Raw genomic sequence first — 13960 nt, forward strand, 5'->3', positions numbered from 1 at the left:
CCTCGATAATTTCAATTTTTTACATGAGTTAACTAATTGAGATAAGTTTACTCCTGTTTTATTTAGCTAACAATGCAGACAAAATTGATATCATTGTATTAATAAATGATACAATAGCGGCGAGTCAATTATGATAAGTGAGCAGAGTAATTAATGGATGTTTCGTTTGAACAACTAAAAAGTATGGTGGTATTTGCGCAAGTCATTGAACAAGGTACATTAAGTGGAGCGGCTAAGCGTCTTGGATTGTCGCGCGCTGTAGTGAGTTATCACATTAAAAAACTTGAAGCACACTTAGAAATAAAATTACTGAACCGATCTACTCGAACAATTTCACTTACCGAAGCCGGTAGTGATTATTATCAACATTGTCGTGTTATTGCAGAGCAAGCGTCCGCAGCAAATCAACAAATTGAAAATCTTAAAAACGAGCCTGTGGGGTTGCTGAAAATTACCTGCCCAGTGAATGTTGGCCTACAAACCATTGTGCCGCTTAATGAATTTAGAACGCTCTATCCAAAGATTGAACTAGACATTATGCTAACCGACGAAGTAGTCAACATAATGAAAGAAGGTATTGATTTAGCAATACGTGGCGCGCCATTAGCCGATTCTGGATTACAAGCCATAAAATTGTCAACGTTACATACTTGCCTTTGTGCTTCACCATCGTATTTTGAAAAATTTGGTTTTCCTAAACACCCAACCGATTTAAATAAACATCAATGGGTAGTTTACAAACTTACCTCTGGTACTCTCGAATTAACAAAAGGCACTCGCTCTTTCAGCATTGAAATGAAGGGTACTATTACAACGAATAACGCCGCTGCGCGAACTGCTTTTGTGGAAGGTGGTCATGGTTTAGCACGAATTCCAGTTTACGATGCTATGCCCAAAATTCAGCAGGGGACGCTGATTTCTGTACTTAATGACTACACCTTGAAAGACATTAATGTCTATGGCGTATTTCCACCTGGTGGTGCTGATTCTAAAAAGCTACGTTTGTTAATAGACTACTTAAAAGCTTATTTTGTAAAACCAAGTCTGATCATCTAAATAAGATTGTACTTATCCAGTCTTTAATGTTGCAAAATTATTAACTTATTGTGTTTTCATGCTTGTTACTGACGTGGTTAGGGAACAAGTAAGTTACATTTACAATTTAATTGGCAAATGTATAGTTCCCCCAATTAATTACAAGATCATTAAATTATCGTGTAAACAAAGGCGCCAAGTGGTGATTTTCTCGTGTTTGTCATTTAATTGAAATATCACTGTAAAGAAAGGGTCATATTTCTAAAACATTTCTGTCATTTTTCTCTTGTAGCATGTTGGCAAAATTAATTAGTCCTCAATTAAAACAACCAACTCTTCGGAGAGAAACATGAAATTGAATAAAATCTTTAAGCACAGCACTATTAATGTAGCAATTGTTACTGCTTTATCTTTTGGTCTTGCTGCTTGTGGTGGCGACATTAACCTTGAGTCTAAGGTTGATAATTCAGTCGGTGATACTGTGATCAATAACTCAGATACAACAACGCCATCAACACCAGATTCAACCGTGTTAGCCGGTAAGGCAAATTCAGCCTTGAGTATCCAAGTATCTGCCGCCATGGGCTTTGACGTTCAAGTACAAGTGCTTGATGGTAAAATTACTGAAAATACAACCTTGGTTGCTACAGATAGCACTGGCAAGTCTGTTATGTATGCTATTAGCGGTGGCTTAGAAGTTGGTGGTAATGCTTCAGCCAAGCAAGCACGTGGTGTAAATGATGTAGTTCTAACAATAGAGCCAGGCACTGTAGTTTTTGGTCAATCAGGTAATGATTATTTAGTTATTCACCGCGACGCGAAAATCATGGCTGAAGGTACAAAAAATAGCCCAATCATTATGACATCTTTACAAGATGTACAAGGTGAAGCAACAGACGCAGGCCAATGGGGTGGGGTGGTTATTTTAGGTAACGCACCATCAAATAAATGTCCTACTGACGGCAGTGATTGTGCGCTTCAAGTTGAAGGCGTTGGTGAAGGTGCTGTATTTGGCGGTACTGATTGGGAAGATAACTCAGGTGTTTTAAAATACGTTGTTGTTAAATATGCAGGTTATGAAATTGCTCCTGATAATGAATTAAACGGCATTACCTTTGGTGGTGTAGGCTCTGGTACTTCAGTTGATTATGTTCAAGTACACAGCAATGCTGATGACGGTGTTGAATTTTTTGGTGGCGCAGTTAACGCGAAACATTTAGTGTTAACGGGCAACAAAGATGACAGTGTTGACTGGGACAATGGTTTTAAAGGTATGTTACAACATGTTTATATTGAACATGCTAATAACTCAGGCGAAGCTAACCGCGCTATTGAAGCCGATAATGACGGTAGCAACCCAAGTAAAGAGCCGCAGTCTAATCCTATTATTTCGAATATGACCATTATTGGTAATAACTTCGATACAGCAGACAAAGATTCTGAAGGTATTTATTTACGTGAAGGTACAGCCGCGCAAATTTACAATACTGTGATTACTGGCCCAAGTGAAATGGGTGAATGTTTAGAGTTTGAAAGCGGTGTAACGGTAGATAACGCCAATAGCGGCAAAATCGTTATGCAAAATGTTATGATGGCATGTGAAGGTGAAAACTTTAAAGACGCAACCTCATTCGATTTAGAATCTTGGTTTAGCGCAGAATCTTCAAATAGCATAAGCTCGTCAATTTTAATTGGCGAATCAGGCATACCTGATAGCAATTCACCACTTATTGCCGCTAATGCAGGTCAAGATGTGGCAAATACACAAAACGCATTTTTTGATTCAGTTAACTATATTGGTGCATTAAATGGCACTACTGACTGGCGTCAAGGTTGGGCATTTGGTTTTGGTGGCGGTGAAGTAACCGCTACGGCAGAATCTGAAGCTGAAGGTTGTCCAACGGGCACTACATCTATAACACCTGCCGATGGTACAACTACTACGTGTCAATTAACAGGTGCAATCACCAGTGATTTGACCCTTACGGCTAATAACTTATATGCGTTAAATGGCCCAGTATTTGTGGGTGAAGATAAAACTAATAGTGCAACACTAACCATTGAAGCAGGTACAACGGTCTATGGTCGTTCAGGTGGTGATTACTTGGTGATTAGCCGTGATTCAGCTATTGAAGCCAATGGTACAGCAGCTAATCCTATTACTTTTACTTCTAGCGAAGATATTACTGATGGTGTTACTGGCTCAGGTCAATGGGGCGGTATTGTTATTTTAGGTAATGCTAAGTCTAACAAATGTCCCACAGACGGAAGTGATTGTGCTTTACAAGTTGAAGGTGTAGAAGAAGGCGCTGTTTTTGGTGGTACTGATGATACTGATAGCTCAGGTACATTACGTTATGTTGTTGTTAAACATGCAGGTTATGAAATTGCCCCAGACAATGAATTAAATGGTATTACGTTTGGCGGTGTAGGTTCAGGAACTAAAGTTGAATATATTCAAGTGCATGAAAATGCTGATGATGGTGTTGAGTTCTTTGGCGGTACAGTAAATGCTAAATATTTAGTACTTACAGGTAACAAAGATGACAGTGTGGATTGGGATAACGGTTACCGCGGTAACTTACAATATGTTTTAGTAAAACACGCAGATAACAACGGCGAAGCAAACCGAGCGATTGAAGCTGATAATGATGGTTCAACGCCTAACAAAGAGCCTCAATCTAACCCAACTATTGCTAATATGACCATTATCGGTAATGGATTTGATACACCAGACAAATCTTCAGAAGGTGTTTACTTGCGTGAAGGAACCAAAGCACAATTACATAACTTTGTGGTAACGGGTACTTCAGGCATGGGTGAATGTTTTGAAATTGAAGGTGGTAGTACATCATCAGTCACAGCGGAACAAGCAACCAACGGTGATACGGTTATTTCTAACTCAGTATTTGCTTGTGATGAAAACTTTAAAAATGCTAAAGCTACTGATGGCACTGTTTTGCTCGATACACAAGACTGGGTACTTAATCAAAACCCAACCTTGAATACAAACAACTCAACGGCTGCCGGTATGAGTGCCGTATTAAACGGTATCTTTACTATTGATACAACGACCCCGAAAGACTTTACAGGTAATGCTTTCTTCGACAACGCTAATCACATTGGCGCGGTATCTCAAGGAAACAACTGGACTGCCGGTCGGACTGTAGGCTTAGAATAACAGACTAGCTAACCAAAATGCTGTGGTACACCTTTGTACCGCAGCGTTTCATACCAATTTAATTAATTAAAACACTTAAAATTAAGGCTATTGGTATTCATGTTCAATTACCTATTTCATGAGGTTTACAATGAATAATAAGTTTAAATCTTTTGCTTTGTCTTCTCTGGCACTTGCTGTAATGGCAACAACAGGGCAAGTAGTAGCAGAAGAAGATGACAGCCAAGCCATGGAAGAAGTTGTGGTTAAGGCTAGTCGCTTAAAAGGTACAGCAACTGCTGTAATGCAAGAACGTAAAAACCAAGCATTTGTTGCTGATATTTTAGGAAGCGAACAAATTTCACGTACAGGTGACTCAGACGCTGCCGCCGCGCTTCGTCGTGTTACAGGTATTACCTTAGTTGATGGTAAATTTATTTATGTTCGTGGTTTAGGTGAGCGATATTCTAGCACGCAGTTAAATGGTGCCGCTGTTCCTAGCCCCGATCCAACAAGAACCGTAATTCCGTTAGATTTGTTTCCATCAAGTATTATTGAATCACTATCGGTTCAAAAATCTTATTCTGCAAGTATGCCCGCTCATTTTGCCGGCGGTAATGTTGATGTACGTTTAAAAACTATACCGACTGACTTTGTTTTTAATATGAAAGGCAAGCTTGGGGGTAACACCAATAACTTTGATGATGGTTTAACGTACAATGGTGGCAGTGATGATTGGTATGGTAAGGATGATGGTACGCGAGCCGCACCCAATGACTTAACACAGTTGTGGAATGATTTTTCCTCTATTAATGATTTAAGCCAAGAAGACAACCGTCAAATAGCAGCGCAACTTAATCGCGATTATGATCCAATCAGTGAAAGTATTGATCCGAATACGGGGTTAGACATAACACTGGGTAATAAAATTGATTTTGACGATTTTCGCTTAGGCTTCCTTTCGGCTATTTCTTATGACAACAAATGGGAAGTGTCAGAAGGTTATGAAGGGCAAGATTATACAAAAGGAACCGATGGAAAATGGTCTTTAGTTCGTGGTTTCGATGAAGTTGATACTACCGAACATTCTGTACGTTTTTCTGGCATGCTAAGTTTAGGCTTAGAATACATGCGTGATCATAGACTTGATTTTACCTCACTGATTTTACATGACACCCGTGATCAAGTAAGCGACAAAAGAGGTAATACCAACAACGTATTACTCAGTGATGGCTTAAGAATACGTGATAGCGAAATTATATACGAAGAACGTGAAATGATTTCAAATCAATTACGTGGCACTCACAACTTAAATGATTGGTGGGGCTTAGGTGTTGATTGGTTTTATTCAAACGCACGCTCTAATCGTTACGCGCCAGGGAATATTGAAACACGTTATATTATTCAAGATGGTTACAATGGCCGGCCAAAGCAGACGGTGTATTTGACTACGTTAATGAAAGCTCATTAAGAAGAGCAAGTACGTCAACGCGTTATAGTTTTCAAGACCTAAATGATGAAGTAGAAAACTACGGTTATAACTTATCATTACCGTTTAATCTATCAGGTACAGAAATAGAGCTAAAGTTTGGCGGCAATTTTGTTGAAAAATCAAGAGAAGCGTTTGCCAGACGAATAGATATTAACACTTTAGCTTTCAGTGGTCTGGACTTCACAGGTAGTCAGCTAAATAACATTCTTACTAACGATGTTATGTTAAATCAGGCGCTAAGTGGTAATGACAATATCATTCGTGATACATCCGTTGCCGGCGACGATTATTATTCAGCACAAATGATTGATGCTTATTACCTTGAAGCTGATTTTTTCTTTAATGAAAACTGGCGCGTGGTAGGTGGAGTACGTTACGAAGACTTCAGACAAGTGGTTGCACCGTTAGACCCCGCGACAGGCAAGTTTGATTTACCATCAGAACCAACAGAAGAAGATTTAGCCGATTTGGCTTTCCAAGAAGATAAGCTTTTTGGCTCTTTAGCACTAACCTATATTTTAGATAGTGAAATGCAACTTCGTGCATCAGTAGGGCAATCAACAATACGTCCTGATTTACGTGAAGTAGCACCGGCCACATTTATTGACCCCCTAACAGGTTTTCCTATTGGTGGAACGCCAGGGGTAGAAAGTACCGACATCATTAACTATGACCTACGCGGGAATGGTATATGGAAACAGGTGAAAGCTTGTCGGTTGGTTTATTCTATAAAGATATGGATATGCCGATTGAATCAGTGCAATCACCCGCACAAGATGGCCCATCACTTATTCGTATTGCGAATGCCGAAGACGGCTACGTTTACGGTGTAGAAATGGAGTTTTTAAAAGACTTCACCTTCTTGGGAGATTTAGGAGCGATTAACGGAGCTGATTTTTACTTGTCGGGTAATGTAACGTTAAGTGATTCTGAAATTAACATTGATACCCAAAATGTTGTTGAACAAACGGGTGTATCTACCAGTGTTACCAACCCAACGCGTAGAATGACAGGTCACTCAGAATATGTGCTTAACTTCAATTTAGGTGGGATGCACCAAATGGAAACCACAGTGCAACGCTAGCATATAATGTGTTTGGCGAGCGTATTATTATACCTGGCATTGAAGGTAAGGATGATGCTTACGAGCAACCATTTCATTCGTTAGATGTAGTGTATACCTATTATCCTACGTTCTCTTCAACCGTAACGTTTAAAGTACAAAACTTGTTAGGTGAAGATAAGTCGATAGAGTTTGAAGATACGCTAATACAAAGTGAAACCAAAGGCACACGATTTGAAGTGGCTTTAAAATGGGACTTTTAATTCAGGACTTATAACTAAGCACTGTTAACTGTTTTATAACAGAGTATTAGGAAACAAAAAGGCTTGTGAGCAATCACAAGCCTTTTTTTACGAGATTGCTGCTATCCTAACATTTTATTCCTAACTCAAAGACAATAATTGATACAGGAGATCACCCCTAAGGTTATTTAGCTTTATGCGTTAATACTTTTACCCCAGAAGGTCTTTGTTGCATACGTTGAATATAATGATTAAGTTTTGGCATTTTTTGAAATAAACGATCTTTAACGGGTAAAAAGAAAAGGTAATCTAAAATAGGGGTCAATAATGCATCAGCAATGCTGTATTGCTTGCCACAAATGAATTCGTTGTCAGATAATAATAATTCTAATTTTTCTAGTGTGTTAATTACCTGAGGCTCAGCTTCTGCAAGTACTTCCATTCTTATTGTGCCATCTTTTCCTTTTGGGAAAGCAAATTCTAAAAGATAATCTCTCACTAATGCTTTATCAATATAAGTAGATATAGCGGCACTCCATTGATCAATTTTTGCTTTAGTATCTATATCAGTTGATTGCAGCGGGGTACCTGAATACTTTTCATCTAAATAACGGCAGATAGTCGCCGTTTCAAATAACTTATTTTCACCGTCAATAAGTACTGGAAATTTACCAAAAGGGTGAAGATCGAAATGAGCTTCGCTTTTAAGTTCAATGGCTTTATCTCCTACTGATAAATCAATGGTATATTGAATATTCTTCTCTTCGCAGCAAAGCATAATACTACGGCAAAAGGTACTAAATTGTAGACCAAATATATGTATATGATTAGACATTTTACTTTCTCTTTATAGTGGGATTTATTGCATCATATTATTATTTAAAATATGTTCAACAACATATTTTAATTTTTGTAAAACTAAATTGTGATAAAGTGAATTATGATAAATAGCATTGAAAAACTCACCGGCAGCGAACTTAATTTATATAGGAGTAAATAACGTGGCGTGGCATGCAGGGCATAAAAATACAACAAGACAGCGTATATTATCAAGCGCAGCTAAATTATTTGCCTTAAATGGTTATGAACAAGTTGGGATTAATAGCGTGATGGCTGAGGCAGGGTTAACACGAGGTGCTTTTTATAGCCACTTTAAGTCAAAATCTGAGTTGTATGCAGAAGCCGTTTTAAATTCAGCAAGTAAAATTGGAACAACATTTTTAAATACTTCAGCGGAGACCTTTGTAAAAACGTATTTAAGTACAATGCATAGAGAAGGCGAGTTTGTACGTTGTCCTTTAGCCTTTATGGTTACAGATATTACGCAACGAGATTCACAAGTTCGCGATGCTTACACAAAAGTATTTAAAGGATTTGTTAACCGTTTAACTGAGCTTGATACAAAACAGCATAATCAAGGTGAACCTGATATTAAATCAGAGCAAGAGATGACTCAAGCTTTACAAAAAGCAGCACTGCTGATTGGTGGAATTGCAATTTCTAGAGCTATTAATGATGATGAACTAGCCGACCGATTATTAACGGCATGTCAAAGTAAGTTACTAGGTTGAACTGTTAATTTGGTCACTTAATTAGACGTTTTTTGATACAAGTAATTTAAAAAAATAAATAATAGCTTACTCACTATCGTCGGTTATTTTAACTAATAATTTTTATTATCTTAACGGGGTGATATAGAATCAAAGGGATCAGACTCTGCCCCTTTGATTTCTTTAGTCTACATCTCAGTTTTCATGACATCTTCAAGGTATTTTATCAACAAGGCCGCATCTTCGTGTGATACAGGTAATTCGCCGTCATTATTTATGGCATCTGCAAGTTTGGAATAGTAGTCAAGGTAATTACCTTTAATGACTTGAATACTTTCCTTATTACCATCAATATCATAAAAATCATAAGTAGCATTGTCACCATATTCTGGACTTTTAGGTGTCATACCACCAATAAGTTGATGCTCTTGTTCGCCCATTTCATGAAAATAGTAAGTCCCTTTACTTGTATGCATTTTATACCGTTCATCCGCTTTAATAGCCGTCATTGTTGATTTAAGTCTTACTACCTTGTCTTTATAATTAAGATTTAAAAAGAAATAATCAACAATTTTAGTGCCCTGTCTTAACTTTCTTACTTGACCGTTAAGGTTAACCGGTTGACCAAATAAACATAACATTTGGTCAAGTAGATGAGTACCAAGATCATATAATTGGTTACTCGGTAGGCCAAACAGCTCTCCAAGTATCGTCATTGATATCTTCAAACCGGTCCCAAGTCCCATCAAACTCATAGGTGTTTTCATCAGAACGATTAACTATATCCTTAAGCGTTAAAAAATCACCGTCATAACGTCTATTTTGGTAAACGGTTATCACTTTGCCTTTTTCTATGGCTAAAGCATTTAACGCTAAAGCTTCTTTATAGGTTGCAGTGTAAGGCTTTTCAACAAGTACATGCTTTCCTTTATTAAGGGCCATTTTAGCATGTTCATAATGCATATGACTTGGTGTAGTAATTATAATTAAGTTAATTTCATCATCGTCAAGCATAGACTCATAGTCTCTATAAATTGTTGCTTGAGGATGTTCTAACTGAGCCTCATCTCCAGTTCTTTGGGTAATTGCTGTTAGCGTAAATTCATCATGGCTTTTGATGAATGGAATATGAAATACCTTAGCTGAAAATCCATAACCTAAGACACCTGTTTTTATTTTTTTCATTTATACTATCCATTATTAGTTAACCTCAACTCGGATTAAGAAGTTTTTAACTCATTGAAAATTAGTATTTAATTTTCCTCTTATCACTATAATGAGATAGTTTTGCTTAATTCAAGGCAAATTTACGCGTCAATAGCCGGTCTATTGCAAGTGAATTTAACGAAGAAGTTAGTAAAAATAGCCATTATAGAAAGATTTATTAAGCCGAGCTGAGGTTAGTTAATACATTACATATAAAATTCAATCAATAGAATTTGATATGATCCAAATTTTACTTTTCAATATTTGCTAGCTTTATCGTTTGCGATAAAACTTTGGGTTACCTTAAAACTCGATCACTTTCGGCCAATGTTTTTATATTTAGTAACTTATATATACCAACATATTTGTATCGAATGTATTATTAATGATGAAATAATGAAAACTGAGCAAGAAGATGTTATTAACAAGTTCAAAATAGCAAATAATTGATATTACTTTAATTCATATTGACTTTTATTAAGAAAAACTTGTTGTTTTTACCGTACACACAAATAAAACAGACTGACGTGGTCTAATGGATTCGACTACCTAGTTAAGAGATAATAATCTTAATTGGAGATCGAAAATGACAAAACGTAAAAAATATTCTAAAGAATTCAAACTTGATGCTATCGCTTTAGTGGTTGATCAAAACTATAGCCAGGCGGAAGCCTCAAGAAACTTAGGTGTTAATCCTAATATGCTAGGTCGTTGGATCAAAGAAGCTGACAATGAAGATGGTCACGCTTTTCGTGGTAACGGGAAATTAACACCAGAACAGGAAGAAATCCGTAACCTAAAAGCTCAAGTAAAGCGTTTAGAAATGGAGCGTGAGATCCTAAAAAAAGCGACGGTCTTCTTTGCCAAAGAAACGAAGTAAAATATTCGTTCATTGCCCAACATAAGAAGATCTGGCCTGTGGTAGTAATGTGTCACGTACTGGGTGTTAAAAGTAATAATTTCTATAGCTTTCAAAAGCGTAAAGTAAGTACCGCTGATGATCCAACACATCAAGAAATGATTGCGTTGATCAAAGATATTGCTAAATTCAGCGATAATACTTATGGCGCTAGACGGATTAAAAAAGTACTCAATACATTAAGCTTTCCGGTTAGCCGACGTAAAACGGCTCAACTAATGAAAGAAGCAAATGTTTGGGTTCGTTATAAAAAGAAATACAAGGCAACAACGAACAGCGACCATAACAAACCCATTTATCAAAATGAGCTAAAGCAAAACTTTGCTGTTGAGGCGCCAGATAAAGCGTGGGTAGGTGATATCACCTACGTTTGGACATCAGAAGGTTGGCTATATTTATGTGTCGTGATTGACTTATATTCACGAAAAGTCGTGGGTTGGAGCATGGGGTCAAGAATGAAAGCGCAGCTTGTTTGTGATGCGTTAACAATGGCTATTTGGCAACGACAACCCAAAGCAGGACTGATAGTTCATTCAGATCAGGGCGTTCAATATGCCGCCCATCAATATCGTCGATTACTCAAATCAAATGGGTTTGTTGGTAGTATGAGTAAAAAAGGGTGTTTGGGATAATGCCGTTGCCGAAAGCTTCTTCGGGAGCTTGAAACAAGAGCGAGTTCATTGGCGTAATTATGAAACACGTTATGCAGCACAGCAAGATGTACTGAATTACATTACCATGTGGTACAACAGCCGCCGACTTCATTCGTATCTGGATTATCAAAGTCCTAACGTTTTTGAATCAGTGGGTAGAGAATTAGAAATGGTTGCTTAACTAGGGTGACTGAATTTGGTTGACCACGTCAGACCCCCATTATAAATTGAATAAAACGCGATCTTTTCTAAGTTATACTTTTCAACATCAATAAAGGATTATTGCAATGACGATCGCCAGAAAAAACTTAATCAGTTTTGTTGATACTCCGTATTACCATAGTATTTCATAGTGTGTTAGACGAGCCTATTTATGTGGTGAAGACAAGTTATTAGGAAAAAGCTTTGATCACAGAAGGCAATGGGTAGAAGATAAACTGATTTCATTAAGCAAATTATTTACCGATATCTGCGCTTATGCCGTAATGAGTAACCATAAGAACCTTGTACTGTATATCGGTGAAGAAAAAGCGAAAAAGTGGTTAGCAACCGAGGTCATACAAGGTGGCAATCAACATGGACACCCAATCTACATTGTTAACTCAATTCACGATAGATTAAATGGCTAACTTGTTTAGACGTCACCTTTTGTTACTATTGTATTATTCAACTACCAACTTGTATTTTGGGCTTACTATTCCTACAGTCACTTGTTTTTTTCCGTCTTCGCTCAGTAACGCTAAAATCATATCAATAGATATTTCATACTCACCCAAAGGCCATTCAGGCAACACTGAAAATGTTAAACTAAAACTTTGGTTTGTTGTAAGCAGCAAATCTTCATCCGTTTTGTCATCTTCACTAAGCACTAACGAACTGGCTGATAGAGTTAAAAAGATCTGATCTTGGATGCCCATATCTATCAGGGGTATATCAGCTCGGGTAGCTACTAATTCTATTTTATTACGACCCGCCCCCAACTTACTTGGATGTTCAATTCTGATAGTCGTAGAACCAATATTTTGCAACTCAACTTCAAGGACTAAAGGCTCTTGATTAGTAGAGACTTGAGAGGGTAAGGTCATATGACAGAATTTAACCGCGACCTCTGGATCATCGAGAAGGAGATTATTGATCTTCTTAATAATTTTTTCCGCTTTTGCAAATGGACCTGGCATGACAAGCTGTTCACCAACGAGTTTGGTGTGGTCTATATTACCTTGGGTGAATACTTTAATTTCCCGAAAAATTTCATCTGGAACTAATAACTCCTGACTTTCACTGTTCAAATATGCATTTGTGCTAATACTCTCATCCAAAGCTTTGATTAAGTCATGGGAAACTTGGCCTCTAAAAATACCTACAGGTAGATTAGGGGTTCCTTTGTTACTGCCAATTCTCAATACCCCTTGATCTGCAGTATTTAAAGTTAATTCTGTCTCAAATAGGTCATCGGCAATATTTGTCGTGTAAATAATTTTATCAAGCATAGGGTTTTCCTTTGTATTCTGAGCGTGTTGACCTGCCGCAAAGTGGGTCCAAAAGAGCAAATAAATGGTACAAAGTAAGTGGAGTTTAAACATTTAAGGTGCTTTTGCAGTCCATTGTTCACTGGTTTTTTCTATAAACCAATCACGAAAATCCCAACTATATTCAGGGGGGACAATTAATCCAGAACCCATTACATGGGTTGGTGCGGCTTCTACCCAACGTGGTGAAGTACCAACCGCGCCAGATGCATATTCATCAAACCAACCGAGCAAATGACCGGTTTCATGCGCCCAACTATTTGCGCGGGTTTTTACTCGTGTCCAATTTGATGCATTAGCGCGACCTGGTCCTTCAAATAAATTAACCTCGTGATGCTCTCCGCTCTCCACAAAGTCAATTTTTATATGAACGATTTTCGGACATCCACAACCTTTATCCTCGCACAAATCACGATGGAATTTGACCTTTTCTGATAACTTTCCTTCGATATCCGTTTTCATTGCTGCCTTATCTTCATCAGAAACGGCGCTACCAACAGCCGGCATTGGCGTGTCTCCTTTTGCGCCAAGTCGATTGAGTAGCTTTATTTTTGTGGTAACAATTAATTCATTGTTTTCGTATTTAATATCAAATTTCCCGGTCCAACCGAATCTACCGCTACGACAATTTATTGTCTTTGTTTCTGATATGTAATTAGGATATTCAATAAATTTAAAATGATTGGTACTTATAGCTGATTTGCTGTCTGCGTTGACTTTAAAAACAAAAATATCAGTATTTTCATTATCTTTTGGACGTAAAGGTAACCATGAAAGATCCCTGACTTTTTGGCTACTCATTGGTTTGTTAACTGACACAAGTGCTTTGTCATCGCGTACTCTATAAATACTAAATGTTGTGTCTGCGCCTTCCTTAATGTTTACGCCATCGGCTTGAACATTTCCTTCTATACCACATTTAAGTTCAGTTTCTTTAAACTGTCCTGAAATGGCCTTAGCTAGTGGACAAGGTGTGGTTGACGACTTAACCGGTTTATCGCTAAATTTTTTATTTGCGTCTTCACGAGATGATTTTAGCGATTGTACAATTTTAACTGTAGCAACAGCCACCGCAGCAACCGCTAAAATTATAAGAGAAATGAGCATATGT

Annotated in this window: 11 protein-coding genes and 3 pseudogenes; 9 read left to right on the forward strand and 5 right to left on the reverse strand. The window is 37.6% G+C overall.

The annotated features are described in order from the left end of the window. The first annotated feature begins 153 nt into the window (after positions 1 to 153). The 6 genes and pseudogenes from L3081_RS22355 to L3081_RS28715 all read left to right on the forward strand — a co-directional run bounded on the left by L3081_RS22355 (position 154) and on the right by L3081_RS28715 (position 7013). Positions 154 to 1056, forward strand: coding sequence for a LysR family transcriptional regulator (locus tag L3081_RS22355; protein WP_242288494.1), 903 nt, complete (start codon positions 154 to 156; stop codon positions 1054 to 1056). A gap of 328 nt (positions 1057 to 1384) precedes the next feature. After that, positions 1385 to 4216, forward strand: a complete 2832-nt coding sequence (locus tag L3081_RS22360) for a hypothetical protein (protein WP_242288495.1) — start codon at positions 1385 to 1387, stop codon at positions 4214 to 4216. A gap of 283 nt (positions 4217 to 4499) precedes the next feature. Further along, the gene (locus L3081_RS28700) at positions 4500 to 5666 is read left to right on the forward strand and encodes a TonB-dependent receptor plug domain-containing protein (protein WP_338027468.1); all 1167 of its coding nucleotides are present in this window, start codon (positions 4500 to 4502) and stop codon (positions 5664 to 5666) included. Continuing rightward, positions 5663 to 6520: pseudogene (locus L3081_RS28705) on the forward strand (TonB-dependent receptor domain-containing protein); the annotation flags it as partial. The gene L3081_RS28700 and the pseudogene L3081_RS28705, both read left to right, overlap by 4 nt. A 2-nt stretch (positions 6521 to 6522) precedes the next feature. Further along, positions 6523 to 6771, forward strand: a complete 249-nt coding sequence (locus L3081_RS28710; protein WP_338027462.1) for a hypothetical protein — start codon at positions 6523 to 6525, stop codon at positions 6769 to 6771. An 8-nt stretch (positions 6772 to 6779) separates the two neighbouring features. Then, the gene (locus tag L3081_RS28715) at positions 6780 to 7013 is read left to right on the forward strand and encodes a hypothetical protein (RefSeq protein WP_338027463.1); all 234 of its coding nucleotides are present in this window, start codon (positions 6780 to 6782) and stop codon (positions 7011 to 7013) included. 163 nt (positions 7014 to 7176) lie between these two features. Here the strand turns inward: L3081_RS28715 and L3081_RS22370 are convergent, their stop codons facing one another. Next, positions 7177 to 7827 (reverse strand): glutathione S-transferase family protein, encoded by a 651-nt coding sequence (locus L3081_RS22370; protein WP_242288496.1) that lies wholly within the window; start codon positions 7825 to 7827, stop codon positions 7177 to 7179. 166 nt (positions 7828 to 7993) lie between these two features. Between L3081_RS22370 and L3081_RS22375 the strand changes: the two genes are divergently transcribed. Further along, positions 7994 to 8563 carry a TetR family transcriptional regulator gene (locus L3081_RS22375; protein ID WP_242288497.1) on the forward strand — a complete coding sequence of 190 codons (570 nt, stop codon included), beginning with the start codon at positions 7994 to 7996 and terminating at the stop codon, positions 8561 to 8563. 167 nt (positions 8564 to 8730) lie between these two features. Here L3081_RS22375 and L3081_RS22380 read toward each other — a convergent pair whose 3' ends face one another. Both L3081_RS22380 and L3081_RS22385 read right to left on the reverse strand, forming a co-directional pair. Continuing rightward, the gene (locus L3081_RS22380) at positions 8731 to 9258 is read right to left on the reverse strand and encodes a Gfo/Idh/MocA family oxidoreductase (protein WP_242288498.1); all 528 of its coding nucleotides are present in this window, start codon (positions 9256 to 9258) and stop codon (positions 8731 to 8733) included. After that, on the reverse strand, positions 9221 to 9727 hold the full coding sequence (locus tag L3081_RS22385) for a Gfo/Idh/MocA family protein (protein ID WP_242288499.1): 507 nt from the start codon (positions 9725 to 9727) through the stop codon (positions 9221 to 9223). The genes L3081_RS22380 and L3081_RS22385 overlap by 38 nt, the downstream gene beginning before the upstream one ends. A gap of 607 nt (positions 9728 to 10334) precedes the next feature. Here L3081_RS22385 and L3081_RS22390 point away from each other — a divergent pair. Together L3081_RS22390 and L3081_RS22395 are read left to right on the forward strand one after the other, a co-directional pair. Further along, a pseudogene (locus L3081_RS22390) lies at positions 10335 to 11501 on the forward strand (IS3 family transposase). A 106-nt stretch (positions 11502 to 11607) separates the two neighbouring features. After that, a pseudogene (locus tag L3081_RS22395) lies at positions 11608 to 11859 on the forward strand (hypothetical protein); the annotation flags it as partial. Between the two features lie 123 nt (positions 11860 to 11982). On the opposite strand, the gene L3081_RS22400 reads toward L3081_RS22395, so the two are convergent. Together L3081_RS22400 and L3081_RS22405 are read right to left on the reverse strand one after the other, a co-directional pair. Further along, entirely contained in the window at positions 11983 to 12810 is an 828-nt protein-coding gene (locus L3081_RS22400; RefSeq protein ID WP_242288500.1) for a hypothetical protein, read from the reverse strand. Between the two features lie 93 nt (positions 12811 to 12903). Then, entirely contained in the window at positions 12904 to 13956 is a 1053-nt protein-coding gene (locus L3081_RS22405; RefSeq protein ID WP_242288501.1) for a hypothetical protein, read from the reverse strand. Between the last annotated feature and the right edge of the window lie 4 nt (positions 13957 to 13960).

Source organism: Colwellia maritima, assembly GCF_022669015.1.
GTDB lineage: Bacteria > Pseudomonadota > Gammaproteobacteria > Enterobacterales > Alteromonadaceae > Colwellia > Colwellia maritima.

What these genes read in the sequence shown, in the direction of transcription:
- L3081_RS22355 (WP_242288494.1), top strand. Translation starts at nt 154, where the DNA reads ATGGATGTTTCGTTTGAACAACTAAAAAGTATGGTGGTATTTGCGCAA.
- L3081_RS22360 (WP_242288495.1), top strand. Translation starts at nt 1,385, where the DNA reads ATGAAATTGAATAAAATCTTTAAGCACAGCACTATTAATGTAGCAATT.
- L3081_RS28700 (WP_338027468.1), top strand. Translation starts at nt 4,500, where the DNA reads ATGCAAGAACGTAAAAACCAAGCATTTGTTGCTGATATTTTAGGAAGC.
- L3081_RS28710 (WP_338027462.1), top strand. Translation starts at nt 6,523, where the DNA reads ATGGAGTTTTTAAAAGACTTCACCTTCTTGGGAGATTTAGGAGCGATT.
- L3081_RS22370 (WP_242288496.1), bottom strand. Translation starts at nt 7,827, where the DNA reads ATGTCTAATCATATACATATATTTGGTCTACAATTTAGTACCTTTTGC.
- L3081_RS22380 (WP_242288498.1), bottom strand. Translation starts at nt 9,258, where the DNA reads ATGACGATACTTGGAGAGCTGTTTGGCCTACCGAGTAACCAATTATAT.
- L3081_RS22385 (WP_242288499.1), bottom strand. Translation starts at nt 9,727, where the DNA reads ATGAAAAAAATAAAAACAGGTGTCTTAGGTTATGGATTTTCAGCTAAG.
- L3081_RS22400 (WP_242288500.1), bottom strand. Translation starts at nt 12,810, where the DNA reads ATGCTTGATAAAATTATTTACACGACAAATATTGCCGATGACCTATTT.
- L3081_RS22405 (WP_242288501.1), bottom strand. Translation starts at nt 13,956, where the DNA reads ATGCTCATTTCTCTTATAATTTTAGCGGTTGCTGCGGTGGCTGTTGCT.